Annotated in this window: 23 protein-coding genes; 9 read left to right on the top strand and 14 right to left on the bottom strand. The window is 72.7% G+C overall.

Going from position 1 to position 25,735, the window contains the following annotated elements; translation table 11 throughout:
• Positions 1–128 precede the first annotated feature (128 nt).
• Positions 129–686, top strand: coding sequence for an endonuclease domain-containing protein (locus AC0VX4_RS03445; protein ID WP_475464589.1), 558 nt, complete (start codon positions 129–131; stop codon positions 684–686).
• Positions 687–782: 96 nt separating this feature from the next.
• Here AC0VX4_RS03445 and AC0VX4_RS03440 read toward each other — a convergent pair whose 3' ends face one another.
• From AC0VX4_RS03440 to AC0VX4_RS03395, 10 genes are all read right to left on the bottom strand, one after another.
• Positions 783–2,069 (bottom strand): citrate synthase, encoded by a 1,287-nt coding sequence (locus AC0VX4_RS03440; protein WP_002855158.1) that lies wholly within the window; start codon positions 2,067–2,069, stop codon positions 783–785.
• Between the two features lie 148 nt (positions 2,070–2,217).
• Positions 2,218–3,369: a succinyldiaminopimelate transaminase gene (dapC, locus tag AC0VX4_RS03435; RefSeq protein ID WP_475464588.1), complete on the bottom strand. Its 1,152-nt coding sequence runs from the start codon at positions 3,367–3,369 to the stop codon at positions 2,218–2,220.
• A gap of 6 nt (positions 3,370–3,375) precedes the next feature.
• Positions 3,376–3,702 (bottom strand): ferredoxin, encoded by a 327-nt coding sequence (gene fdxA / locus AC0VX4_RS03430; protein WP_002855160.1) that lies wholly within the window; start codon positions 3,700–3,702, stop codon positions 3,376–3,378.
• A complete protein-coding gene (locus tag AC0VX4_RS03425; RefSeq protein ID WP_475464587.1) occupies positions 3,699–4,265 on the bottom strand; it encodes a hypothetical protein in 567 nt (188 codons plus the stop codon). Before AC0VX4_RS03425 ends, fdxA begins: the two co-directional genes overlap by 4 nt.
• Entirely contained in the window at positions 4,258–6,168 is a 1,911-nt protein-coding gene (typA, locus tag AC0VX4_RS03420; RefSeq protein WP_002855163.1) for a translational GTPase TypA, read from the bottom strand. The genes AC0VX4_RS03425 and typA overlap by 8 nt, the downstream gene beginning before the upstream one ends.
• A 114-nt stretch (positions 6,169–6,282) precedes the next feature.
• Positions 6,283–8,163, bottom strand: a complete 1,881-nt coding sequence (locus AC0VX4_RS03415) for an ABC transporter ATP-binding protein (protein WP_002855165.1) — start codon at positions 8,161–8,163, stop codon at positions 6,283–6,285.
• Positions 8,163–9,311 (bottom strand): ABC transporter permease, encoded by a 1,149-nt coding sequence (locus AC0VX4_RS03410; RefSeq protein WP_475464586.1) that lies wholly within the window; start codon positions 9,309–9,311, stop codon positions 8,163–8,165. The genes AC0VX4_RS03415 and AC0VX4_RS03410 overlap by 1 nt, the downstream gene beginning before the upstream one ends.
• A gap of 5 nt (positions 9,312–9,316) precedes the next feature.
• Positions 9,317–10,837 carry an ABC transporter permease gene (locus AC0VX4_RS03405; RefSeq protein ID WP_002855168.1) on the bottom strand — a complete coding sequence of 507 codons (1,521 nt, stop codon included), beginning with the start codon at positions 10,835–10,837 and terminating at the stop codon, positions 9,317–9,319.
• A gap of 162 nt (positions 10,838–10,999) precedes the next feature.
• Positions 11,000–12,859, bottom strand: coding sequence for an ABC transporter family substrate-binding protein (locus AC0VX4_RS03400; protein WP_216879825.1), 1,860 nt, complete (start codon positions 12,857–12,859; stop codon positions 11,000–11,002).
• Positions 12,860–13,093: 234 nt separating this feature from the next.
• Positions 13,094–14,572, bottom strand: coding sequence for a phytoene desaturase family protein (locus tag AC0VX4_RS03395; RefSeq protein ID WP_475464585.1), 1,479 nt, complete (start codon positions 14,570–14,572; stop codon positions 13,094–13,096).
• A 65-nt stretch (positions 14,573–14,637) separates the two neighbouring features.
• Between AC0VX4_RS03395 and zupT the strand changes: the two genes are divergently transcribed.
• Positions 14,638–15,426, top strand: coding sequence for a zinc transporter ZupT (gene zupT, locus AC0VX4_RS03390; RefSeq protein WP_475464584.1), 789 nt, complete (start codon positions 14,638–14,640; stop codon positions 15,424–15,426).
• Between the two features lie 15 nt (positions 15,427–15,441).
• On the opposite strand, the gene AC0VX4_RS03385 is transcribed toward zupT, so the two are convergent.
• Both AC0VX4_RS03385 and tpx read right to left on the bottom strand, forming a co-directional pair.
• The gene (locus AC0VX4_RS03385; protein WP_475464583.1) at positions 15,442–16,623 is read right to left on the bottom strand and encodes a S1C family serine protease; all 1,182 of its coding nucleotides are present in this window, start codon (positions 16,621–16,623) and stop codon (positions 15,442–15,444) included.
• 2 nt (positions 16,624–16,625) lie between these two features.
• Positions 16,626–17,126 (bottom strand): thiol peroxidase, encoded by a 501-nt coding sequence (tpx, locus tag AC0VX4_RS03380; RefSeq protein WP_002855177.1) that lies wholly within the window; start codon positions 17,124–17,126, stop codon positions 16,626–16,628.
• Positions 17,127–17,207: 81 nt separating this feature from the next.
• Here tpx and AC0VX4_RS03375 point away from each other — a divergent pair, with 81 nt between their 5' ends.
• Positions 17,208–18,110 (top strand): patatin-like phospholipase family protein, encoded by a 903-nt coding sequence (locus AC0VX4_RS03375; protein WP_002855178.1) that lies wholly within the window; start codon positions 17,208–17,210, stop codon positions 18,108–18,110.
• Positions 18,111–18,134: 24 nt separating this feature from the next.
• Here the strand turns inward: AC0VX4_RS03375 and AC0VX4_RS03370 are convergent, their stop codons facing one another.
• A complete protein-coding gene (locus AC0VX4_RS03370) occupies positions 18,135–18,674 on the bottom strand; it encodes a PACE efflux transporter (RefSeq protein ID WP_002855179.1) in 540 nt (179 codons plus the stop codon).
• A gap of 130 nt (positions 18,675–18,804) precedes the next feature.
• Here AC0VX4_RS03370 and AC0VX4_RS03365 point away from each other — a divergent pair, with 130 nt between their 5' ends.
• Together AC0VX4_RS03365 and AC0VX4_RS03360 are read left to right on the top strand one after the other, a co-directional pair.
• Entirely contained in the window at positions 18,805–19,323 is a 519-nt protein-coding gene (locus tag AC0VX4_RS03365) for a ferritin (RefSeq protein WP_002855180.1), read from the top strand.
• Between the two features lie 146 nt (positions 19,324–19,469).
• Positions 19,470–20,423 carry a DUF808 domain-containing protein gene (locus tag AC0VX4_RS03360; RefSeq protein WP_002855181.1) on the top strand — a complete coding sequence of 318 codons (954 nt, stop codon included), beginning with the start codon at positions 19,470–19,472 and terminating at the stop codon, positions 20,421–20,423.
• Between the two features lie 126 nt (positions 20,424–20,549).
• Here AC0VX4_RS03360 and AC0VX4_RS03355 read toward each other — a convergent pair whose 3' ends face one another.
• Entirely contained in the window at positions 20,550–21,383 is an 834-nt protein-coding gene (locus AC0VX4_RS03355) for an alpha/beta fold hydrolase (RefSeq protein WP_002855182.1), read from the bottom strand.
• Positions 21,384–21,509: 126 nt separating this feature from the next.
• Here AC0VX4_RS03355 and AC0VX4_RS03350 point away from each other — a divergent pair, with 126 nt between their 5' ends.
• Genes AC0VX4_RS03350 through AC0VX4_RS03335 form a run of 4 tightly spaced genes read left to right on the top strand, consistent with a single transcriptional unit; the run spans position 21,510 to position 25,686 of the window.
• On the top strand, positions 21,510–22,244 hold the full coding sequence (locus tag AC0VX4_RS03350; RefSeq protein ID WP_002855183.1) for an NUDIX hydrolase: 735 nt from the start codon (positions 21,510–21,512) through the stop codon (positions 22,242–22,244).
• Positions 22,245–22,271: 27 nt separating this feature from the next.
• On the top strand, positions 22,272–23,600 hold the full coding sequence (gene nadA / locus AC0VX4_RS03345) for a quinolinate synthase NadA (RefSeq protein ID WP_002855184.1): 1,329 nt from the start codon (positions 22,272–22,274) through the stop codon (positions 23,598–23,600).
• On the top strand, positions 23,597–24,517 hold the full coding sequence (gene nadC, locus AC0VX4_RS03340) for a carboxylating nicotinate-nucleotide diphosphorylase (protein WP_002855186.1): 921 nt from the start codon (positions 23,597–23,599) through the stop codon (positions 24,515–24,517). The genes nadA and nadC overlap by 4 nt, the downstream gene beginning before the upstream one ends.
• Positions 24,514–25,686, top strand: a complete 1,173-nt coding sequence (locus AC0VX4_RS03335; protein WP_002855188.1) for a cysteine desulfurase family protein — start codon at positions 24,514–24,516, stop codon at positions 25,684–25,686. The genes nadC and AC0VX4_RS03335 overlap by 4 nt, the downstream gene beginning before the upstream one ends.
• Positions 25,687–25,735 lie beyond the last annotated feature (49 nt).

Raw genomic sequence — 25,735 nt, 5'->3', positions numbered from 1 at the left:
GCACGGTCTGGGCCGACCTGGGCCTGCCCGGCCACCGCTTCTCCCTCGATCACCTCGCCGCGCTCCTGCGCCGACGCCCGGATGCCGTCCTCTCCCACGAGACCGCGGCCCACCTGCACGGCCTGCCGATGCCCGCGCGAGCCTGGCGGCGGCGCGACCCGGCGACGGGCGAACTCGAGGCCGACCCGCCGGTGCACCTCACCGTGGCCCGGGGGACGCGGCGCGTCCGGCGGGCCGGACTGTTGGACCACCGCCGGCCGCTGGCGCCCGAGTTCGTCACGCACGTGCACGGCCTGCGCGCGTCCGGGCGCTTCCATGGCCGCCCGGCCGCCCGGGAGGCGCTGGATTCCGTGCGCGTCGGGGCGGACTCACCGCCCGAGACCCGCCTGCGCCTCGCCCTCGTGGCCAGCGGGCTGCCGGAGCCGGAGCTGCAGGCCGCGCTCGAGCCCGGGGACCCCTTCTCCCCCGTGGCCGACCTGGCCTACCGTCACGTGCGCCTGGCCCTGCAGTACGACGGTGCGGGGCACCGCACGCGGGAGCAGCAGGCGCGCGACGCCCGCCGGGACCGCTACGGCCAGGCGCGCGGCTGGACGACGCTCCGCGTCACCTGGGCGGATGGGCGCGAGGACTTCCGTGGCGTCGTCGCGGTGGTCCGATGCCGCCTCGGCCCCTCCGCCTCCACATGACCACGCTCCGGCGAACGCATGGGGGGCGGTTTCGGGTGGTATTCCGTCGGAATACCACCCGAAACCGCCCCCGAACTCAGGGTCGGCGCCCCCGGGTCAGCGCTGCGGGTACTGGCGCAACGTCTCGCCCACGTAGATCTGGCGCGGGCGGCCGATCTTGGTGGCCGGGTCCTCCATGAGCTCGCGCCACTGGGCGATCCAGCCGGGCAGGCGGCCCAGGGCGAAGAGGACGGTGAACATCTTCTCCGGGAAGCCCATGGCCTTGTAGATCACGCCGGTGTAGAAGTCGACGTTCGGGTAGAGCTTGCGCTCCACGAAGTAGTCGTCGGCGAGGGCCTTCTCCTCGAGGCGCTGGGCGATCTCGAGCAGCTCGTCGTTGCCGCCCATCTTGCCCAGGATGTCCTCGGCGGTCTTCTTGATGATCTTGGCCCGCGGGTCGTAGTTCTTGTACACGCGGTGGCCGAAGCCCATCAGGCGGACGCCGTCCTCCTTGTTCTTCACCTTCTCCATGAAGTCCTCGGGCGTGATGCCCTCCGACTTGATCCTCCGGAGCATGTTCAGCACGGCCTCGTTGGCGCCGCCGTGCAGCGGGCCGTAGAGGGCGTTGATGCCGGCGGACACCGAGGCGAACAGGTTGGCCTGGGTGGAGCCGACCAGGCGCACCGTGGAGGTGGAGGCGTTCTGCTCGTGGTCGGCATGCAGCATGAGCAGCAGGTCGAGTGCCTTGACCACGTCCGGGTCGATGTCGTATTCCTCGGCCGGCACGCCGAAGCACAGGCGGAGGAAGTTCTCCACGTAGTTCAGCGAGTTGTGCGGGTACATGAACGGCTGGCCCAGCGACTTCTTGAACGCGTAGGAGGCCAGCACCGGCAGCTTGCCCAGCAGACGCACGGTGGAGATGTGGACCTGCTCCGGATCGTGCGGGTCCAGGGAGTCCGGGTAGAACGTGGACAGCCCGGACACGGAGGAGGACAGCACCGGCATGGGGTGCGCGTCCCGCGGGAAGCCGTTGAAGAACAGCTTGAGGTCCTCGTGCACCATGTTGTGGCGCAGGATGTTGGTCTCCCAGGCCTCCAGGGTCTCCTTGGACTCGGGCAGCTCGCCGTAGATCAGCAGGTAGGCCACCTCCATGAAGGAGGAGTGCTCGGCGAGGTCCTCGATGGCGTAGCCGCGGTAGCGCAGGATGCCCTGGTCGCCGTCGATGAACGTGACGGCCGACTTGGCGTTCGCCGTGTTCATGAAGCCCGGGTCGTAGGTGACGTCGCCGGTCTCCTTCAGGAGCGGGGCGATGTTGATGCCGTTGTTGCCCTCTGTGGCGTGCTCGACGCCCAGGTCCAGGCTCTGCTCGCCGACGGTCAGCCGGACGGACTCGTGATGGGTCACGGGTGTGCTCCCTCGTCTTCTCTTCTCGATGGCCCGGGTTCGCGCGCCGGCGTGGGCGCGCCCACACGGGGACGACTCTGCTCCAAACTATCAAGGACCGGCCCGGGGCGCGCGGTCGCTTCCCCCGACGACGGCCCTCGGCCCCGGCTCAGCCGGTCCGCGGCCCGCGGGCGGTGAGTCTCGCCGCGGCCCGGGCGACCGCCTCGTCCGTGGCGGTGACCGCGACGCGGACGTAGCCGTCGCCGCCGGCACCGTAGAACACGCCGGGCCCGGCGATGATGCCCAGGTCCGCCAGGTCGCCCAGCAGGTCCCAGGAGTCCTGCGCCGTGGCGTGGGCCGGGTCCAGGTCCGCCCGCCGGGTCCACAGGTACAGCCCCGCCTCGGAGTGGTCCACCGTGTGGCCGGAGGCCTCCAGCGCGGTGCGCAGAGCGTCCCGACGGCGGCGGTAGCGGTCCTTCTGCTCCGCGACGTGCGCGTCGTCGGCCAGGGCCACGGCCATCGCGTGCTGCACCGGGGCGGGCACGATCATGCCCGCGTGCTTGCGGGTGTTGACCAGGGTCGCCACGAGCTGCGGATCCCCCGCGGCGAACGCGGCGCGGTAGCCGGCGAGGTTGGACTGCTTGGACAGCGAGTAGACGCTCAGCAGTCCCGTCAGGTCGCCGCCGGAGACCTCGTCGGACAGGATGCAGGGCACGACGGCCCCGTCCCACGCGTCCCAGCCGAGCTCGGCGTAGCACTCGTCCCCGCACACCACGGCGCCCACGGCACGGGCGGCGTCGACCGTGCGGCGCAGCGCCGCCGCGTCCAGCACGGCACCGGTGGGGTTGGCCGGCGAGTTGGTCCACACGAGGCGCACCCGCTCCCGCACCTCGGGCGCCAGCGCGTCGAGGTCGTCCGCGGCCACGGCCTCCGCCCCGGCCAGCAGCGCGCCCACCGCATAGGTGGGGTAGGCGGCCTCAGGGTGGACGACGACGTCGCCTGCGCCCAGCCCGAGCAGCGTGGGCAGCCACGCGATGAACTCCTTGGACCCGACCGTGGGCACCACGGCCGCCGGGTCCAGCCCGGACACCCCGCGGCGCCGGGCGTACCAGTCGACGACGGCGCGGCGCAGGGCGTCCGTGCCGTGCGTCGTCGGGTAGCCGTGCGCGTCGGCGGCCTCGGTCAGGGCCCGGCGGATCAGCGCCGGCGTTGGATCCACGGGCGTGCCGATGGACAGGTCCGCGACGCCGTCCGGGTGGGCGGCGGCACGCTCACGGTAGGGGGTGAGCGTGTCCCACGGGTAGTCCGGCAGCGTCAGCATGGGGGCTCAGGCGTCCGCGTTCTGCAGGGGCAGGGCGGAGATGATCGGGTGGTCCTTGGCGATCATGCCCAGCTTGGCGGCGCCGCCCGGGGAGCCCAGGTCGTCGAAGAACTCGACGTTGGCCTTGTAGTACTCGGCCCACTCGTCGGGGGTGTCGTCCTCGTAGTAGATGGCCTCGACGGGGCACACCGGCTCGCACGCACCGCAGTCGACGCATTCGTCCGGGTGGATGTAGAGCATGCGCTCACCCTCATAGATGCAGTCCACGGGGCATTCGTCGATGCACGCCTTGTCCTTGACGTCCACACACGGCAACGCGATCACGTAGGTCATGGCTGACCGTCCACCTCTCTCTGGGCACGGGGTTGCGGGGCTGCGGTCCAGGGTACTCGCTCCCCCGGACGCGTTTCGCGGGCGGTCACAGAAGCCCGGCGGGGGCGCGTGGCGCCGTCGGCGGCCTCCGCGGGTCGGCGGTCCAGCCGCCGGCCCGCGGCCAACAGGACCAGGCCGAGCACCGGCTGGCCGACGTTCCAGGCCACGGAAGCGACGACGGCGCCCGGCGCCGCCGCCCACAGGCCGGCCGTCCAGGACACCCCCAGGGCGTCGTCCAGCGGCAGGCGCTGCAGGGCCAGGACGGCGGTGAACGCACCGGCGACGACCGCGGCCCCCGCCGGCAGGGCGCGCCCGCCGCGGACCGCGCGTCGGACCATCCACCAGCGCTGTGTCGAGCCGACGAGCACGAGCGCCAGCACCGCACCCCAGGGCAGGGTCCAGCCGCCCGGCAGGGAGGCCAGGTTCAGATGGACGGCGGTGCCGAGCGCGCCGGCGCCGACGCCGAGCAGCGCCCCGCCCACCACGTCGGCGGGCCGGGCGCGGCGGCGGGGACGGTCAGGCACGGGCGCGGGCGCGCGCGGCCTTCAGGCGCTCGTTGGCGTCCAGGACGACCTTGCGGATGCGGATGTCCTCGGGGGTGATCTCCACGCACTCGTCCTCGCGGGCGAACTCGAGGGACTCCTCGAGGGTGAGCCGGCGCGGGGGCGTCAGGCCCTCGAACGACTCGGAGGAGGCCGCACGCATGTTGGTGAGCTTCTTCTCCTTGGTGATGTTCACGTCCATGTCGTCGGCGCGCGAGTTCTCGCCCACGATCATGCCCTCGTACACCTCGGCGCCCGGCTGCACGAAGAAGGTGCCGCGCTCCTGCAGGTTGATCATGGCGAACGGCGTGGCGGAGCCCGCCCGGTCGGCCACGAGGGAGCCGTTGGTGCGGTACTCGATCTCACCGGTCCACGGCTCGTAGCCGGCCGCGTAGGAGGAGGCGATGCCTGCGCCGCGGGTCTCGGTGAGGAAGCGGGTGCGGAAGCCGATCAGGCCGCGGGCCGGGACCAGGAACTCCATGCGGATCCAGCCCGTGCCGTGGTTGGACATCTCCTGCATGCGGCCCTTGCGGGCGGCCATGAGCTGCGTGACCGCGCCCATGAACTCCTCGGGGATGTCGATGGTCATGCGCTCCATCGGCTCGTGGACCTTGCCGTCCACGGTCCGGGTGACCACCTGCGGCTTGCCCACGGTGAGCTCGAAGCCCTCGCGGCGCATCTGCTCCACGAGGATGGCCAGGGCGAGCTCGCCGCGGCCCTGCACCTCCCACGCATCCGGGCGCTCGGTGGGGAGCACCTTGAGCGAGACGTTGCCGATCAGCTCCTTGTCCAGGCGGTCCTTCACCTGGCGGGCCGTGACCTTGGCGCCCTTGACGCGGCCGGCCAGCGGGGAGGTGTTAATGCCCACGGTCATGGAGATGGCCGGGTCGTCCACCGTGATCAGCGGCAGCGGCTTCGGGTTCTCCGCGTCGGTGAGGGTCTCGCCGATCATGATGTCCTCGATGCCGGCGACGGCGACGATCTCGCCCGGGCCGGCCTCCTCCGCGGGCACGCGCTCGAGGCCCTTGGTGGCCAGCAGCTCGGTGATCTTCACGGTCTTCAGGGCGCCGTCCTGGCGGGCCCACGCGACCTGCTGGCCCTTGCGGAGGGTGCCGTTGAAGATGCGCAGCAGCGCGAGGCGGCCGAGGAACGGGGAGGCGTCCAGGTTGGTGACGTGCGCCTGGAGGACCTCGCCCTCGGTGTAGGACGGGGCCGGGATGTGCTCCATGATCACGTTGAAGAGGGCCTCGAGGTCCTCGGCCTCCGGCAGGGCGCCGTCGGCGGGCTGGGTCAGGGAGGCGCGGCCGGCCTTGCCTGAGGCGTAGACGACCGGGACGTCCAGCACCGAGTCGAGGTCCAGGTCCGGATCCTCCTCGGCCAGGTCCGAGGCCAGGCCGAGCAGCAGGTCCATGGAGTCGGAGACGACCCCGTCGATGCGCGCGTCCGGGCGGTCCGTCTTGTTGACCACGAGGATCACGGGCAGCTTGGCGGCGAGGGCCTTGCGGAGCACGAAGCGGGTCTGGGGCAGCGGGCCCTCGGAGGAGTCCACGAGCAGCACGACGCCGTCCACCATGGACAGGCCGCGCTCCACCTCGCCGCCGAAGTCGGCGTGGCCGGGGGTGTCGATCACGTTGATGGTGACGGTCTCACCCTCGGGGGCGGACGGGCCGGAGTAGAACACCGTGGTGTTCTTCGCGAGGATCGTGATCCCCTTCTCCTTCTCCAGGTCCCCGGAGTCCATGACCCGCTCGGCGACGTCGCCGTGCGTGTTGAAGGCACCGGTCTGGCGCAGCATGGCATCCACCATCGTGGTCTTGCCATGGTCCACGTGGGCCACGATGGCCACGTTGCGCAGATCGGAGCGGCGGGTTTCGGTCGAGGTCATGGGCGTCCTGTCCGGTTCGACATCAAAGGGGTGGAGGCACACGACGACGGCGGCCCCCGTGCGATTGTACGCGCAGGGGCCGCCGTGGACGGGCGGGCCGGTAGGCCCGAACGGTCAGTAGACGCCCTCGCCGAGGGAGGCGAGGAATTCGCGGCGTTCCTGGCGACGCTCCGCCTGCTGGTCCGGATCCGGCACGGGCGCCGCCGCCAGGAGGCGACGGGTGTACTCCTCCTTCGGACGGTGGAGCACCTCCTCCGTGGGGCCCTGCTCCACCTGGCGGCCGTCCTTGAGGACGAGCACCTTGTGGGCCAGCATGTCCACCACCGCGAGGTCGTGGGACACGAACAGGCACGCGAACTCGTAGCGCTGCTGCAGCTCCGCGAACATGTCCAGCACGGCGGCCTGGACGGACACGTCCAGGGCCGAGGTCGGCTCGTCCGCGATGAGCACCTGGGGGTCCAGGGTCAGGGCGCGGGCGATCGAGATGCGCTGGCGCTGACCGCCAGAGAGCTCGTGCGGGTACCGGTTCACCACGGAGCGCGGCAGACGCACCGCGTCCAGCAGCTCCTCGGCGCGGGCCAGGCGCGAGCGCCGGTCCCCCACCTTGTGCACGACCATCGGCTCGGTGATGATGTCGCCGATCGGGAACCGCGGGTCCAGCGAGGCCGCCGGGTCCTGGAAGACCACGCCGATGTTCTTGCGCAGGGCGCGCTGTTCAGCCTTGGGCATCGTCGCCAGGTCGTGGCCCTGGATGCGCAGAGAGCCCTCCGCGATGGTGAGCAGACCGAGCACCGACTTGGCGATGGTGGACTTGCCCGAGCCGGACTCGCCCACCAGGCCCAGGATCTCGCCCGGGGCCACCTGGAAGCTGACGTCGTGGACCACGCGGTTCTTCTTGCCGCGGTGGTCGTACTCGAGGTGGAGGTTCTCCGCCTCGATCGCGTACCGGGCCTGCGTCTGCGTGGCCGTGACCGGCTCCGGCTCCGCCACCTCGAGGGGCTCGCCGAGGCGCGGCACCGCCGAGAGCAGCTTCTGGGTGTAGGGGTGCCGGGCGTGCTGGAGCACCTGGTGCACCGAGCCCTGCTCCACGAGCTCCCCGTGGAGCATCACGCACACGCGGTCCGCCATGTCCGCGACCACGCCCATGTTGTGCGTGATGAGCAGGATGCCGGTGTTCATCTTGTTCTTCAGGGAGCGCAGCAGCTCCAGGATCTCGGCCTGGACCGTCACGTCGAGCGCCGTGGTGGGCTCGTCCGCGATGATCACCTTCGGCGAGCAGCTGATCGCCATCGCGATGACGATGCGCTGGCGCTGGCCGCCCGAGAACTGGTGGGGGTACTGCTTGAGGCGGGTGGCGGCGTCGGGGATGCCCACCATGGTGAGCAGCTCGACGGCGCGCTTGTCCGCCTCGGTGCCGTAGGCGATGCCGTGCAGCTCGAGGGCCTCCGTGAGCTGGTCGCCCACGGTGAGGACGGGGTTCAGGGCCGTCATGGGCTCCTGGAACACCATCGCCACCTCGTCGCCGCGGATGTCGCGCAGCTGCCCCGGGGTCATCGTGAGCACGTCGCGGCCGGCCAGCTGCACCGAGCCGGTGATGTCCGCGTTGCCCGGGAGCAGGCCCATGGCGGTGGCGCTCGTGACGGACTTGCCGGAGCCGGACTCGCCCACGAGGGCGACGACCTCGCCGGGCTTGACGTCGAACGTCACGCCCTTGACCGCGTGCACCTCGCCGAACTCGGTCGCGAACTTCACGTCCACGTCGCGGAAGGCGAGCACTGGCTCGCCGCCCAGGTCGTCGTGGCGGGCCACGACGCCCATCGCGCTCGTCGCGGGGCCCGGAGGCACGCTGCCGGCGCCGGAGGAGCCGGGCACGGCGGCGCCGCGCGCCTCGAGGTCCGCCGACGACGCCGCGTGCGAGCCCTGCCCGCCGGCGGTCACGTCGTTCTCGTTCTTCTTGCCGAACATGGATCGGCCTTTCTTGTCGTTCGCGCTCATCACTGACCGTCCTCGTCCGCGTCGATGATCCGGCCTGCCGTCGGGGCGGCCTCCAGGCCGCCCGCCGTCGTCGCGCCGGCCTCGGTGACGGCGGCACGTCGGCCGAAGAAGCGGGGCCTGCGACGGGCGCCCGCACCCTGGCGCGGGTCGAAGGCGTCGCGCAGACCGTCGCCGAGGAAGTTCACGGACAGGGCGATCGCCAGGATGATCATGCCGGGCCACCAGAACAGCCACGGACGGGTGGTGAACGCGTTCTGGTAGTCGGAGATGAGCAGGCCCAGAGACGAGTCCGGTGCCTTCACGCCGAAGCCGAGGAAGGACAGCGAGGTCTCCAGCAGCACCGCGCCCGCGATGGCGAACGTCGCGTTCACGACGATCACGCCGATCGTGTTGGGCAGCAGGTGCTTGAAGATCAGGCGGCCCGGCTTGGCGCCCATGGCGACGGCGGCCGCCACGAACTCCTTCTCGCGCAGGGACAGGACCTCGCCGCGCACGAGGCGGGCCAGGGACGTCCAGGACACGAGGCCGAGCACCACCGCGAGCGGGAGGATGCCCATCTTCATGCCGCTGGCCATCTGGCCAAGCACCGCGGCGAGCACGAGCAGGGGGATGACGATGATCAGGTCGGTCAGGCGCATCAGCACGGAGTCGACCCAGCCGCCGAAGTAGCCGGACACGGCGCCGACGACCGCGCCGATCACGGTGGAGAGCAGGCCCACGATGGCCGCGATGATCATGGACTGCTGGGTCCCGCGCATCACGAGGGCGAAGTAGTCCTTGCCCGTGGTGTCCTGGCCGAAGGGGTGCTCGCCCCAGCGGATGCCGTCGCCGCCGAGGAACTGGGGCACGACCGACAGCGTCGGGCGGCCACCGTTCACCACGGAGGCCGCGGCCGTGTAGGACTTGTCCCACCAGCCGGGGATGCCGGCGAAGCCGATGGAGGAGAACGCCATCAGCGTGATGAAGACCAGCACGATCAGGGAGATCATCGCCGCCTTGTGGCGGAAGAACCGCTTGCGGACCAGGGCGCCCTGGGAGTAGGACTTCCCGGCCTTGGCGCGGAGCTTGGCGTCCTCCGCCTCCGCGAGGTCGAAGATCTGCTTCTCGTCGAGCTGTGCGCCCGTCGTCGAGGAGTTGTTGGTGGTCATCTGGCTCACACTCGAATCCGGGGGTCGAGGACGGCGTAGAGCACGTCCGCCACGAGGTTCATCAGCACGGCGGCGGTGCCCGTCACGAGGAAGAACGCCATCACGGGCATGGGGTCCACGTCGCGCAGGCCGGTGGCGAACAGCTCGCCCATCCCCTTCCAGCCGAACACCTGCTCCGTGATCACGGCACCGCCGATCAGGCCGGCGAAGTCGAAGGCCATGATCGTGGTGATGGGGATCAGGGAGTTGCGGAACGCGTGCTTCAGGATCACCTGGCGCTCCGGCAGGCCCTTGGCGCGCGCGGTGCGGATGTAGTCCTGGCGCGAGACCTCGAGCATGGAGGAGCGCGTGTACCGCGAATACGTGGCCACCGAGATGATGGTCAGCAGGATGGTGGGCAGCAGCAGCTGCGCACCGCGGTCCAGGAACACCACCCAGAAGTGGGCGTCCAGGTTCGGGGTGCCCGAGCCGATCGTGGAGATCGGGCGCGGCTTGACCTTCAGGAAGGTCGGCCAGTAGTTCATCAGGTGTTCCGCCACGATCGCCACGCCCATGATCAGGGCGGTCACCAGCGAGGCGGACACGGCCGAGCCCTTGGAGAAGCCGCCGAGCAGGCGGCCCACCAGGATGGCCACCAGCACGAGGATGACGCCGAGGCCGGCCAGCAGCAGCGCGGACGGCGTCCGCCACAGCAGGCCGTAGGTGGCGTAGTAGGCGACGAGGCCGATCGCGGCCGTGACCAGGGCGGCCTTGAGGACCGATCGGTTGCGCAGACCGGAGATCACCGCGGTGGCGCCGACGGCGGCGGCCAGGCCGATGACCAGCTGTACGACCGGGCCCATCTGCGGGTTCCGCCAGAAGTCGACCGCGAACAGCACCCAGCCGGCGAGCAGGATGAACGCGGCGGTGGCGCCGAACGTGAACGCTCGCCGCCTGAGGTCCCCGGCCATCACGGCCTGGAGGACGAGGCCGGCGATCACCGCGAACCCGATGAGGAGGGGCCAATTCAGCTCGGGGCTGCGGATCCAGTCGTTGAACCGGATTCCCATGTACTCCTTCAGGAGCACAGCCGCCCAGAACACGGGCAGCGAGAAGAAGAGGAAGATCAGGAACGTGACCACGTAGTCGAGGCCGGAGTACTGGCGGATCGCGGTGACGATGCCGATCGCGATGCCGATGATGATCGCCAGGACGGTCGCGAGCACCACGAGGCGCAGCGTGGAGGCCGCGGCGTTGCTCAGCAGGTCTGCGACGGACTGACCGTTCCGGCTGAGGCCGAGGTCGCACTGACCGGTGACGCAGCCGCCGATGCCCTGGAGCCAATCCCAGTACCGGGCGTACCAGGGCTGGTCCAGCCCCATGAACGCGGTGCGGGCGGCGATGAGGGTCTCGCGGTTGGGGTTCTGTGACTCTCGCAGGTCCTGGAGGGGGTCACCCGAGTGGGCCACGAGGAAGAAGAGCAGGATCGACGCGCCGAACAGCACCAGGAGGGAGCTGCCGAGGCGCTTGAGGATGAATTTCAGCACAACAGGGGGTGACCTTCCGTGCGAGTGCAAGGGAAAGGGAGGGGTGCGGGTTCGCCGCGGTTCACGGCCAGAGCCCGGCCGGTGCCCGGCCGGGCTCTGTCCTCGATCCCGACACCGGCGGTCCGCGGGAGGCGGACCGCCGGGTCAGAGGTCAGCGGGGTGTCACTCCTGGACGCGGACCCACTGCTCCACGTTCCACAGCGCACCCGACTGGGCGGCGGTGTCGCGCACGTTGGCGACGTCGGCCTTGTGGCCGACCAGACCCGGGTGAGCGTACAGCGGGATGGCCTGGAAGTCCTCCCACAGCAGCTTCTCGATGGTCTTGGTCTGCTCCAGCTGCTCGTTCTCGTCCAGCGAGGTGGCGAGCTTGTCCCAGGCAGCGTCCACCTCGGGGTTGTTGTAGCTCTGCTGGTTCTGGGCGCCGTCCGACTGGTAGATGTTCGCGCCGGAGGCCTTCTGGCCCGAGCCGGCCCAGGCGTAGAGGGCGGCGTCGTAGTCACCGGCCGGCATGACCTCCTTGAAGAACACCGGCGAGTTGGCGTCCTGCACGTCGAAGCCGGCCTGGTCGCAGGAGCTCTTGATGAGTGCGACGGTCTCGGTGCGACGCTGGTTGCCGGCCTGGTAGCCGAGGCGGACCGTGGGCTTGGAGACGCCCGACTGCTCGACGAGCTCCTTGGCCTTGTCGATGTTCGGCTGGTCCATCTCCTTCGGGTAGGCCGCGTCCACGACCTCCTGGTACTTGTCCTGGAAGGGGAAGACCTCGCGCAGGTTCATGACCTGGGCGTCCGCGTAGATCGGCTTGATCAGGTTGTCCACGATCTGCTGGCGGGGCAGGCAGAGGGCGAAGGCCTCGCGCAGCTCCGGGGAGTCCGCGAAGACCGAGCCCTCGCCGCGGTTGTAGTCCACGTGCTCCCAGGTCAGCTGGTCACCGGTCTGGACGTTGACGTCCTCGCCGAGGCCCTCGAGCTGCTGAAGGGTGTCCACGGTGGCCTGCGGCTCGATGACGTCGAGGTCGCCGTTCTGCAGGGCCTGCACGTGGGTCTTGGGGTCGGCGAAGCGGAGGACGAGCTCCTTGGTGGCCGGCGGGGTGCCCCAGTACTCGGGGTTGGCCTCGAGGGTGATGGACTGGCCGGCCTGCCAGCCGCCGTCCTTGAACTTGTAGGGGCCCATGGAGGGCACCAGCGAGGCGTCCGGCAGCTCGCCGGGGCTGAAGTCCCAGCCGTCGTTCCAGAACTCGGCCGCCGGGGTGAGCGCCTCGACGTCCTTCTCCTTCGCGGCGGTGACGAGCTCCTCGAAGCTCATGCCCGCCTCCTTGGCGACGATGTGCGCCGGCAGCGCGGTGCTGATGAGGATCTCCCAGTCCGCGTAGGGCTCCGGGTAGGTGACGGTGAACTCCTTGCCGTCGGCCTCGCCCTCGGGCGCCTCCGGGATGTACTTGCCCTGCTCGAAGGAGATCGAGTCGAACAGCGGGGTCTCGGAACCCTCCGCCTTGACCGTGTCGTTGTTCGCGGCCCAGTGGAAGATGAAGTCGCCCGCGGTGACGGGGGTGCCGTCGGACCACTTGGCGTCGTCGCTGATGGTGTACTTCACGGTCAGCGGGTCGTCCGAGGTCTTCTCGTACGTGCCGAAGTCCTCGTTCGGGATGATCGAGCCGTCGGTGCCGAAGTACCAGAAGGACGAGAACATGCGGTCCACGACGGCCGAGTTGTACGTGGTGTACGTGTTCGACTGCAGGCCGTTGTAGGACAGGAAGTCGTCGGCGCCCACCGAGTAGGCGATGGAGCCGTCCTGGGTCTCGACGTCGCCCAGGTCGGCCAGCCCCGGCCCGGAGGCCTCGGCGGTGAGCTTCTGGCCCTTGTCCCCTTCGATGACATTGCCGGCGCCCGAGTCGCCGCCCTGGCTGGCGGCCGAGCCGCTGTTGCTGGAGTCGCCCGCGTTGCCGCCGCCGGGGGCGCAGGCGGAGAGGATGAGGGCCGAGCCGGCGGCCAGGGCCGCGGCAGCGGAGAGCTTCGTGTACTTCATGGAAGGTGCTTCCGTTCATGAGAGGTGCAAGGACGTCCCTCATCCGCATCCCTGTGGGGATCCGTTGATGTGAGACTACCCCGGGCCGTTCCGTCGAGACGGGACGTTCCGTGAGATGGAGCACACTGTAGCGGGCACATTCCGATTCGCGAAAGTCCGAATCCGGATCAGTCGCAGCCGTGTCGCACAGCGGTCGCCGACACCCCGGCATACCTCGGCCCGGCGCCGGCACGGTCAGCGACGACGGTCCGCCAGCAGCGTCCGCACGGCCCACGCCCCGCCCATGCCATGGACGCCGGCGCCCGGCGGGGTGGAGGCGGAGGCCAGATACAGCCCGGTCCGACCCGCCCGATGCGGCCGGGGCGACGCAGTGGGGCGCAGGAGCGCGCGCGCTCCCGCGAGCGATCCTCCCGCGATGTCGCCGCCCACGAGGTTCGGGTTCCACGCCTCCAGATCGGCCGGGCGCATCGCGATCGCGGCCTCGATCCGGTCCCGGAAGCCGGGTGCGTGCCGCTCCACCTCCGCCTCGATCAACGGACGGACGTCGCCGGGGTGACCGTGGGGCACATGGGCGTAGGACCAGACGACCGTGTGCCCCCGGGCGGGCCCGGTGGCCCGTAAGGGGTCCGCCGCCTGCTGCTGACAGAGCATGACGAAGGGCCGCGCCGGCATCCGGCCGGCCGCGACGTCGTCCTCGGCCCGCCGGATCTCGGCGGCGGTCCCGCCCAGGTGCACCGTCCCCGTGCCCGCGAGCCGGGCGTCGCGCCACGGGATCGGCCCGTCGAGCAGGAAGTCGACCTTGGACACGGACGGCCCGGGGCGCCACCGGTGCAGGGCCGCGGCGTAGCGCGGCGGCAGGCCCGTGCCGGCGACGCGCAGCACCTGGCGCGGGGTCAGGTCCAGCACGACGGCGTCCGCGGCGGGCAGCGCGCGCAGGTCCGTGACCTCGTGGCCCAGGTGCAGCCGCCCGCCGTGCGCCCGCAGCACCGCCACGAGCGCGTCGACGATCGCCCCCGACCCGCCGCGCGCCACCGGCCAGCCCGAGCTCATCCCGAGCGCGCCGAAAAGCGCACCGAACGCCGCCGTCAGGGGCCGGCTCGAGGGCAGGATCGCGTGGGCCGCAGAGCCCGTGAACAGGGCGCGGGCGGCCTCCGTGCGGAACATCGCCCGGCCCAGCAGATCGGCCGGCCACGGGGCGCGCAGGCCGAAGCGGGCCATCGCCACCGGATGGGGCGGGGGGCGCAGCACCGGGCCGAGCGCGCCCGCCAGGATCTCCTCGACGTGTTCGACCAGGGCCCCGTGCACGGCCCGCCAGGCCCGCGCGTCGACGCCGAGGCCCGCGGCGGTGGCCTCGAGGTCCCGGTGCAGGAGGGCGGCCGGCCCGTCCGGCAGCGGATGTCCCATCGGCACGGCCGGGTGCAGCCAGGCGAGCCCGTGGTCCGTCAGCCCCAGCTCCCGGAACACGGGGCTGGCGACGCCGAACGGATGGCCCGCCGCCCCGAGGTCCACCACGGTCCCCTCCCCCAGCACCGGCGCGGACGCGCACGCGCCGCCGGGCACCGGGGCCCGCTCGAACACGTCCACCTCCCAGCCCTCGCGGGCCAGCAGGGCGGCGGCGGTCAGGCCGTTGGGTCCGGCGCCCACGACGACGGCGCGGCCCGGCTCGACGCCCCGGGGCAGGGCGAATCCGGGGCCGGCGGCGATTTCGGTCATGGTCTCCTCCTGTGGTCCCTAGGATGGTCGCACCCCGCCCGCCGCCCGTCAGGAGGCACTCCCCCGTGGACCCGTTCTGGACCGCGCTCGCTCTCACGACGTTCGCCGGGCTGGCCACGGTGCTGGGCGGCGTCCTGGCGATCGTCGGACGCGAGCCCTCGGGCCGCGGGCTGGGGGCCGCCCTCGGCCTCGCCGCGGGCGTCATGCTCGCGGTCTCCTTCCTGGAGATGCTGCCGGCCTCCGTCGAGGGGCTGGGCGGGGCGGTCGGCCCCGCGGCGACCGCCGTCGCGGTGGCCGCCCTGGCCCTCGGCGCAGGCGCCTACGTGCTGCTCGAGCGCGCCGTCCCCGACCCCGTCTCGGAGATGCCGGGCGACGTCGACGACCCGGCCGGCCTGGACCGGCGGCGGATGCTGCGCCTGGGCACGGTGACGGCCCTGGCGATCGGCCTGCACAATCTGCCGGAGGGCTTCGTCACCTTCGCCGGCACCCTGCAGGATCCGTCGGTGGGCCTCGCGCTGGCCGTCGCGATGGCCGTGCACAACGTTCCCGAGGGCGTGGCCGTGGCCGTGCCCGTGCGGCAGGCCACCGGATCGCGGCGCAAGGCCTTCGCGTGGGCCGCGTTCACGGGGATCGCGGAGCCGCTGGGCGCGCTGATCGGCTGGCTGCTGCTGGCCCCGTTCCTCACACCCGCGCTCGTGGCCGCCGTCTTCGCGGCCGTGGCGGGCGTGATGGTGACCGTGAGCCTCGACGCGCTGCTGCCCGCCGCCCGGGCGGCCGGGGGCCGCGCCGCGGCGCTGGGCGGCGTGCTGCTGGGCGTGGCCGCGATGGCCCTCTCGCTGGACCTGCTCTCCTGAACGCCGGGGGGCCGGTCAGTTCACGAGGGCCGGCTGCAGGACCGCCTCCGCCTCGCGCACCTCGCCGTCGGCGGTGCGCCACTGGACGGTGATCCGGTCCCCCACGTTGTGGTCGTTGACCAGGCGGGACATCCGGGAGGCGTCGTCGCCGACGGCCCGCCCCTCGATCTCGAGGATCACATCGCCCTCGACCAGGCCGATCTGCTCGGCCGCCGAGCCCGCGTCCACCTGCATGACCACGACGCCGACGTCGGGATCCGCGCCGACCATGATGCCCAGGGCGCCGTCCGCGCCGATGCTCACGGTGTCCGTCTCCTCGCCCGAGAGGACCTGGTCCACCACGTCGAAGGCCACCTCCAGCGGGATCGCGAAGCCGTCCACCTCGTCTGCGGTGGTCCCGTCGCTGGCCGCCACGGTCACGCCGACCACCTGGCCGGCGTCGTCCACCACCGGGCCGCCGGAGTAGCCGGGCACGACGTCCGCGTCCGTCTGGATCAGGCCGGACAGGCGCGCGTACTGATCGGTGCCCTCGGCCGCGGCCATGATCGAGCGGTCCGTGCCGAGCACGGTGCCGCGCACGGCCGTCAGATAGCCCTGGCCCCCGCCGTTGCCGACGGCGGCCACCTGGTCCCCGCGCCGCACCGGGTCCAGCGAGACGCTGGCCACCGGCAGGTCTGAGACGCCCTCGACGTCGAGCACCGCGATGTCGTGCTCGGCATCGCGCCCGAGCACCGTGGCCGTGTGCCGCGCGCCGGTGTCCGCGACCACCACGTGCAACTCCGAGGAGTCCTCGACCACGTGGTAGTTGGTCACCGCCAGCCCGTCCGGGGAGAGCACCATGCCCGTCCCCGTGCCGGTGCGGGCGCCGAGGGCGGTCTCCACGAGGAGGATGCCCGGGGCGTCCGCGACCGGCTGGCCGGGGTCCAGGGACGATCCGTCGTGGGCCGATGCGGACCAGTCCACCGCCACGCCGTCGTGGACATGGGTCAGGCCTGCCGCGAGCTCGCCCGCCTCCCGGGCCGGGGCCTCGGCGGCGGACACGGTCGGGGCGGAGTCCGCGGCGACGTCGACCATCCGGCCGGCGAGGAGCGCGGTGAGGCCCCCGGCCAGGACCAGCGCCCCGAGCACGCCGAACAGCGCGATGACGAACGCCAGGGGCGAGCGTCGTGCGCGCGGCGGCCAGCCCGGCGGCGTCACGCTCAGCCCCGGGCGGCCGCCAGGGCGGCCTCGTAGTCCGGCTCCTCGGAGATCTCGGGGACGAGCTGGGCATGACGGACCACGCCGTCGGCATCGACCACGACGACGGCGCGGGCCAGCAGGCCCTCGAGCGGACCGTCGGTCATGCGCACGCCGTAGTCGTCCCCGAAGGAGGAGCGGAACACGGAGCCGCTGCGGACGTGGTCGATGCCCTCGACCGAGCAGAAGCGCGCGGCGGCGAACGGCAGGTCCGCGGACACGGCCACGACGGTGGTGTCCTCGAGGTCCGCGACGCGGGAGTTGAACTCGCGGACGGAGGCGGCGCACACGCCGGTGTCCAGGGACGGGAAGATGTTCAGGATCACGCGGCGGCCGCGCAGCTCCTGCAGGGTCACCGGGGACAGGTCCGCCCCGGTGAGGGTGAAGTCGGGGGCGGGGGCACCCACCGGGGGCAGCTCGCCGACGGTGTGGACGGGGGTGCTCTTCATGTGGGTCGTCGCCATGGGGACAGCCTAGGATGGGCGCGGCCGGACGGGAGCACTCCGCGCCCGGCTCGGCGGACGGCGAACACGGAGGGACCGACCATGACCGAGCCCATGACGTCCAACGTCACCGACACGGCCCTGCTTTTCGAGGGCGGGGGCATGCGCGCCGCGCTCACCTCGGCCGTGGTGGCGGAGCTGCTGCGCGAGCGGATCCACGTGGACTTCGTGGCCGGCATCTCGGCGGGCTCGTCCAACGCCGTGAACTACCTGTCCCGCGACCCGGCCCGTGCGCGGCGCTCGTTCGTGGACTTCGCCGACGATCCTCGGTTCGGCAACTGGCTGAGCTTCCTGCGCGGCAAGGGCCTGTTCAACGCCGAGTACATCTACGAGCATGCCGGCCTGCCCGAGGCGGACCTGCCCTACGACTTCGCCGCGTTCCGCGCGAACCCCGCCCGGCTCGTGCTGGGCGGTTTCGACGCCGCGAGCGGCGAGACCCGCTGGTGGGACCGCTCCGACATGACCACCCTGACCGATCTGATGGTCCGCGTCCGCGCGTCGTCCACGATGCCGGTCCTCATGCCCCCGGTGCACGCCGAGGGCACCGTGTTCGTGGACGGTGCCCTCGGCGTGGACGGCGGGATCCCGCTGACCGCGGCGGAGGACGCGGGGTTCGAGAAGGTCCTCGTGGTCCTGACCCGGGAGCGCGGGTACGTGAAGCGGCCCGAGCGGTTCCCCTCGTTCTACCAGCGCACCTTCCGGCGCTACCCCGCCGTCGCGGACGCCCTGCTCACGCGCTGGCGCCGGTACAACGCGACCCGCGAGCGCCTGTTCGAGATGGAGCGGCAGGGCCGGGCCTATCTGTTCGTGCCCGAGAGCATGCCCATCTCCAACGGCGAGCGGTCCGTGGCCAAGCTGGCCGCCGCCCACGAGCTCGGCCTGGACCAGGTGCGCCGCGAGATGCCCGCGATCCGCGCGTTCCTGGGGCTGCCGGCCTCCCGCTGAGCCGCGCCTGCTCCGATCGGCGGGTCAGGCCTCGGCGCGGGCGGCCGAGTCCGGCAGGCCGAACACCGAGTCGAACGCATAGGCGTACACCGCGGCGTAGACGAGGAAGAACACGAGCAGGCCGGCCTCGATGAGGAACGCCTCCCCCAGCCCGACGCCGAGGATCAGCGCCACCGCGGGCACGAGGAACACGATCAGCCCGCCCTCGAAGCCGACGGCGTGGGCCACGCGGACCCACCAGGGCCGGCCCGTGATCCCGAGGCGGCGTTCGAGGGTCTCGAACACCGAGTTGAACACGATGTTCCACAGCAGGGCCACGGTCGAGGACACCACCGCCACGGCGAGCGAGGGCCCGCCGCCGTTGCCGAGCGCCGCCAGGATCACGGTGGTGAAGAGGATGGCGAGCAGCTCGAAGACCACCGCGTAGACCACGCGGCGCAGCAGGGGCGTCCGGAACACGCGGCGGCGCACGAGCGCGTCCCGACCTCCCGGACCACGCGGCACGTCGGAGGGCGGCGTCGACACGGGGTCGACGCCCGGGCGGGCGTGGTGGGTCTCGGACACGGCGCCCAGCCTAGGGCCGGGGCCGCGGGGCGCCGAATCCGGCGGAACCGGCCGCCCGCCGTCGTCGCGCCTCGATGACGGGGCGGGCGCGCCTTCACCACGCCCCGGCCGCCTGCCTAGAGTTCGAGGCATGAAGCTCACCGATGACCTGCTGCAGAAGTTCAACGACCAGATCACCCTCGAGTTCGAGGCGTCCATGGTCTACCGCCAGCTCGCGATCGCCGCCGACTACCTGGACCTGTCCGGGATGGCCGCGTGGCTGCGGCACCAGGCGGACGAGGAGATCGTCCACGCGAACAAGTTCATCGACCACGTCGCCGACCGGGACAGCGTCCCGACGATCGGCGCCATCCCGGCCCCGCCCGTGCAGGCCGGCCTGTCGGCCCTGGAGATCTTCCGGGCCGCGCTCGCGCACGAGCAGAAGGTCTCCGAGGCGATCCGCGAGCTGTACCGGGCCACCGAGTCCGCGGGCGACCTCAACTCGCGCCCGCTGCTGAACTGGTTCCTGGACGAGCAGATCGAGGAGGAGTCCACCGTCTCCGAGATCGTGGGCCAGCTCGAGCTCGTGGGCGACGACGGCTCGGGCCTGCTCCGCATCGACGGCCGCCTGGGCTCCCGCCCCGTGGAGACCACCGAGAACGACGCCTGAGCCCACCGGCGGCCTCGTCGGCCGCGCACGCACCGGCCCGGTCCCCCACGGGACCGGGCCGGTGCCGTGTCCGTCCTCGCCGCTATGCTCAACCTGCGCCCTGCCCGCGCCCCGACGCGCCCGTCGGCCCCACCCCAGGAGGAACCATGGTCGGACTCGTAGCCCTGCTCGACGACGTCGCCGCCCTCGCCCGCCTCGCCGCTGCGAGCGTGGACGACGTGGCCGCCGGAGCGGGACGCGCCGCGGCCAAGGCGGCGGGCGTGGTGGTCGACGACGCCGCGGTGACCCCGCAGTACATGGCCGGGGCGGCCGCCGCCCGGGAGCTGCCGATGATCTGGCGGATCACCAAGGGCTCCCTGCGCAACAAGCTCGTGATCATCCTGCCCGCCCTGCTGCTGCTCGACTGGCTCGCACCCTGGATCCTGCCGTGGCTGCTGCTGGCCGGCGGCACCTATCTGTCCTACGAGGGCGCGCACAAGGTGTGGGGCAAGCTCACCGGCCACGGGCATGCCGATGCCGACGGCGAGGAGCCCGCCGTCGAGCGAGGCCCGGAGGCCGAGGACACCGTGGTGCGCGGGGCCATCACCACGGACTTCATCCTGTCCCTGGAGATCATGGTCATCTCCATGAACGAGGTGGCCGACCTGGGCTTCTGGATGAAGGCGGCGATCCTGGCGGTGGTGGCCGTCGTCATCACCGCGGGCGTGTACGGGGTGGTGGGGCTGATCGTGAAGATGGACGACGTCGGCCTGCACCTGCACCAGAACGCGTCGACCTCCGGCGGCCGCTCGTTCGGCGCCGGGCTGGTCAAGGCCATGCCGCACGTGCTGCGCGTGGTGACCGTCATCGGCACCGTGGCGATGCTCTGGGTGGGCGGCCACATCGTCCTCGTGGAGCTGGACGCGCTGGGCGTGCCGTGGCCCTACGCCGTGCAGCACGGGATCGTCGAGCCCGTCACGCACGCTGCCGGCGCGTTCCTCGGCTGGCTCACGGAGACCGCGACGTCGGCCGTGTGGGGCCTGCTCTGGGGCTCGGTCGCGCTCGGGGTGGTCCTGCTCGTGGGACGGCTGCGCGGAAAGAAGGCCGCGCCCGCCCACTGATGCGGTGGCCGACGGGTCCACTCCCACCCGCGCCCGACGCCGAGGCCCGCAGACGCGCCGCTACGCACGGAAGGTAGCGGCGCGTCTGCGGGCCTCGGCGCTGGATCCGTCTCCCGGCGGGCCTCGTCAGTCGGCGGTGAGGAAGGTGCGCACCGCCGAGACGAAGGCCTCGGGCTGGTCGGCGTGCAGCCAGTGGCCGGCGTCGCGGACGGTCACGCGCACGACGCGCGGGAACAGCTCCTTCATCCGCGGCACGTCCTCGTCCTGGACGTAGTCCGACTCGGCGCCGGTCAGCCACAGCACAGGATTGTCGAACACGCGCTCCGGGTCTTCGGGGACCACCGGGTCCGGGAACGAGCCGATCTCCCGCAGGTGCTCGAAGAGCATGGCCACATTGGGCTGCCACGCGAAGTGGCCGCCCGTGCGCCGCAGGTTCTGCAGCAGGAAGCCGCGCACCCGCGCGTCATGGACGTGCTCGGCCATGGCGGCGTCGGCCTCGGCCCGCGTGTCGTACGCGTCCAGGTCCATGCGCAGCATGGTGCCCAGCAGGTGGACGAACTCGTCCGTGGCCTGCGGCGAGACCCGCGGGGCGATGTCCTCCACGATCAGCCGGTCCACGAGGTCCGGGTGCCGCAGGGCGAGCACCATGGCGACCTTGCCGCCCATCGAGTGGCCCAGCAGATGGACCGGCCCGTCGGCGGCGAGACCGCCCCGCAGGTGGGCGGCCACCCGGTCCGCGATCTCGCGGTAGTCCACCCGGTCCGTCCAGGGCGAGGCGCCGTGGTCCGGCAGATCGATCAGCTCCACCGTGAAGTCGTCGCCCAGCTCCTTGGCTGGGCCGGTGAAGTTCCGGCCGCGGCCCATGAGGCCGTGCAGGAACGCGACGCGGCGCGAGCCCTCCCCGATGCGGGTGGAGGCCAGGGGGGCGTCGGACGGGGCGGAGGCGGCGGTCGTGTTCACCCGACTCAGGCTAGCGCGGGACCGCGCCGGTGCCTCCCCCGCTTACAGTCATATTGACCTTCTGAGATGGGCGGGAACAGTGTCATACTGACCAGAACAGCCCCGCCCGTCCGCCCGGGAGGTCCCATGCCGGTCGCTGAGGCCCGCGTCAGCGTCGCCGTGTCCACGGCCGTCTTCGGCGTGCGCCCGGATGCGCACGGCGTGTCCCGCCTCTGCGTCGCCCTCGTCCCGCGGATGCGCGAGCCGTTCCTGGACCGGTGGGCGCTGCCGGGCGCGTGGCTCGGCGCAGACGAGGAGTTGGCCGACGTCGCCGCACGCGTGGCCGCCGAGTGCGTGCCCGGACCCGTCCGTCGCCTCGAGCAGCTGGCGGCGTTCGGCGCCGTGGACCGCTCCCCCACCGGACGCGTCCTCACGGTGGCCCACTGGGCGCTCAGCCCCGCCCTGGACGACGACGGCGCCACCCCGGCGTCCCGCCCGGACCCGGACGTGACCGGGCTGCCCATCGGGGTCCATGTGCGCTGGCACCGGGCCGACGCCCCGCCCGCGCTGGCGTTCGACCACGCCCAGATCCTGGCGGCGGCCGTGGCGCGCCTGCGCGCGGACCTGCCGCGAGCCGGCGTCGGGCACGCGCTGCTGGGGCCCTCCTTCACCCTCGCCGAGCTGCGCGCCGTGCACGAGGCTGTCCTCGGCCGCGGCCTCGACGCCGCCAACTTCCGCCGCGCCACCCTCGCCGCCGGGACCCTCGAGGAGACCGGTGAGGTCCGCGGCGGCACTCCGCACCGCCCGCCCAAGCTCTACCGCTACCGGCCCGCCGGGCCCGGGACCGACCCCGATCCCGCCGGGCCGGACGCCCGCCGCTGACCATCAGCCCCGACCCAGGAGTCACCCATGACCACCCCGACCGGGACCACCGCCTCGGTGGCCCGCACCCTGACCCTGATCGACAAGGACGCCGCGCGCGGCTCCTCGTGCTCCCCCGACCTGACCCGCGGCCCCTGGGCGTTCGACGCCGGCCTGCCCGCGTACGGCCCCGGCGCATCGCAGGACGACGCCGTCCCGGCCGACGCCCCCGTGCAGGGCCGCATCCCCGAGGAGTACCAGCGGGCCTCGGACGAGGAGCTCCACGCCCGGATCAGCGCGGCGCGGCAGACGCTCGGCGAACGCGTCGTCGTGCTGGGCCACTTCTACCAGCGCGACGAGGTCGTCCAGCACGCCGACTTCGTGGGCGACTCCTTCCAGCTCGCGCGGGCCTCCCAGGGCCGGCCCGAGGCGGAGGCGATCGTGTTCTGCGGCGTGCACTTCATGGCGGAGACCGCAGATCTGCTCTCCACCCCGGACCAGGCCGTCATCCTGCCCAACCTCGCCGCCGGCTGCTCCATGGCGGACATGGCCGACCTGGACTCGGTCGAGGACGCGTGGGAGCAGCTCGAGGCGGTCTACGGCACCGAGCCGGACGACGACGGGCGCGTGCCCCTGCTGCCCGTGACCTACATGAACTCCTCCGCGGCCCTCAAGGGATTCGTCGGCGAGCGCGGCGGCATCGTGTGCACGTCCTCCAACGCCTCGGCCGTGCTGGACTGGGCGTTCGAGCGTGCCCAGCGCGTCCTGTTCTTCCCGGACCAGCACCTGGGTCGGAACACGGGCCACGCCAGGGGGATCCCGCTCGAGCAGATGCCGACGTGGAACCCCCGCCTGCCCCTGGGCGGGAACTCCGAGGACGCCCTGCGGGACGCGAAGGTGCTGCTGTGGCACGGCTTCTGCTCGGTGCACCGCCGCTTCACCGTGGCGCAGATCGAGCAGGCCCGCGCCGAGCACCCGGACGTCCAGGTGATCGTGCATCCCGAGTGCCCCCTGCCCGTGGTGGAGGCCGCGGACTCCTCCGGGTCCACGGACTTCATCGTCAAGGCCATCCAGGCGGCGCCGGCCGGCTCGGCCTTCGCGATCGGCACCGAGATCAACCTCGTGCAGCGCCTGGCCGCCCAGCACCCCGAGCACACGATCTTCTGCCTCGATCCCGTGATCTGCCCGTGCTCCACGATGTACCGCATCCACCCCGGCTACCTCGCGTGGGTCCTCGAGGAGCTCGTGGCCGGCCGCGTGGTCAACCGGATCACCGTGCCGGCGTCCGTGGCCGAGCCGGCCCGCACCGCTCTCGAGCGGATGCTGGCCGTCGCGCCGAAGCAGTCGGCCGCGCAGTCCGCCGGGGCCGGGGCGTGAGCCCGGCCGACCGCGCGCCGGCGACGCCGGCCCCGCAGCCGGACGTGGAGCGGATCGTGGCCGCAGCGCTCGCCGAGGACGCGCCCTGGGGTGACGTCTCCTCGGAGGCCTTCGTCCCGGAGCAGGCCCGGATCACCGCGCGTGTGGTGGCCCGCGAGGCCGGGGTGCTCTCCGGCACGAACGCCCTCGAGGCCGCCTTCCGGCTCGTCGACCCGGCCGTGTCCGTCACCCTGCACCTGGCCGACGGCGCCGACCTGTCCCCCGGCGCCGTCGTCGCCGAGGTCGCGGGTCCCGCCCGCTCGGTGCTGCGGGCCGAACGCGTGGCGCTGAACCTCGTCCAGCGCCTGTCCGGGATCGCCACGACGACGGCCGCCCACGTGGCCGCCGTGCGCGCCGGCGGCGGGCACGCGCGGGTGGTGGACACCCGCAAGACCACCCCGGGTCTGCGCGTGCTCGAGCGGCAGGCGGTGCGGGACGGCGGCGGGCACAACCACCGCTCCAGCCTCTCGGATGCCGTGATGCTGAAGGACAACCACCTGGCCGCGCTGGGGTTCGGCGGCCCCGGCGACCCGGGCGAGGACCTCACCGTGGCCCTGCGCACCGGGATGGCACGCCTGCCGCACACCACCCACGTGGAGGTGGAGGTCGACCGGCTCGAGCAGATCCCGGCGGTGCTCGCCGCCGGGGTCGACACGATCATGCTGGACAACTTCTCGCCGGCCGAGCTGCGGGCCGGCGTCGAGCTCGTGGCGGGCCGGGCCGTCGTCGAGGCCTCCGGCGGGGTGAGCCTCGAGACGATCGGGGCGATCGCAGCCACGGGCGTGGACGTGATCTCGGTGGGGGCACTGACCCATACCGTCCGGTCCCTGGACCTGGGCCTGGACGCCGTGGTCGAGGAGGTCTCGCCGCGCCGATGAGCACCACCCTCGACCTGGACCACGCGGCCACCGCGCCCGTCCGGCGCAGCGCGCTGGAGGCGATGTGGCCCGCGCTCACGGGCGTCTACGGCAACCCGTCCTCGGCGCACGAGGCCGGCCGGGCGGCGGCGGCCCTGCTCGAGGACGCCCGCGCGCGGGTGGCCCGCGCGATCGGCGCCCGGGCCGGGCAGGTCGTGTTCACCTCGGGCGGCACGGAGGCCGACGCGCTCGCCGTGCTCGGCACGGTGCGCGCCCGGATCCTCGCCGGCCGCCCGGCGGGCCACGTGCTGACCACGTGGATCGAGCACAGCGCGGTGCGGCAGTCCTGTGACCAGCTGGCCCGGCTGCACGGCGTCGAGGTCGAGCACCTCGCGCTGGACCGTGACGGCCTGACCTGTGCGGACGACCTCGCCGCCCGCCTGCGCCCGGACACCGCGCTGGTCAGCGTGCACCTGGCCCACAACGAGGTGGGCACGGTGCAGCCGGTGGCCGAGCTGGCCGCCGTCGCCCGGGAGGCGGGCGTGCCGCTGCACGTGGACGCGGTGCAGGCCGCGGGGCAGATCCCGGTGGACGTGCGCGCCCTCGGGGCGGATCTCGTGGCGCTGTCCGGGCACAAGGTCGGCGGGCCCAAGGGGGTCGGCGCGCTGTGGGTGCGCCCGGGTCACGCCCTGGAACCGCTCGTGCCCGGTGGCGGCCAGGAGCGGGGCCGGCGGTCCGGGACGCAGAACGTGGCCGGCGCGGCCGGGTTCGCGGCCGCCTTCGAGGAGGCCGAGGCGGAGCGCGCCGCGGCCGCGGACGCGTGGGCCGAGCTGCGGGACCGGTTCGCGGCGCGCGTGCTCGACGGCGTCCGGGAGCTCGTGCCCGACGCGCGGCTGACCGGCCATCCCGCGCGGCGACTGCCGCGTCACGCCTCGTTCGTGCTGCCCGGCGTGAACGGCGAGTCGGTGCTGGAGGAGGCGGCCCGCCGGGGCGTGCTGGCCTCAGCGGGGTCCGCGTGCTCGGCCCACGACGCCGAGCCGTCCCCGGCCCTGCTCGCGCTGGGCCTCAGCGACGACGAGGCCCGCACGGCCCTGCGCTGCACGTTCGGCCCGGACGCCGACGCCCCGCTGCTCGACGCCGCCGCGGACGCGATCGTCGCCGCCGTCCGGACGGTCACCGCCCTGCGCTGAGCGGCCCCGGGCCGGTCGACCCCGATGCCGCCGGGGGCCGGCGTCGAAA

This window comes from Micrococcus sp. 63XJN7_8_ISO-PGPR-S23-253 (genome assembly GCF_056173425.1).
The sequence above is the reverse complement of the archived record's forward strand: the minus strand, read 5'-3'. Positions and strand labels throughout refer to the sequence as shown.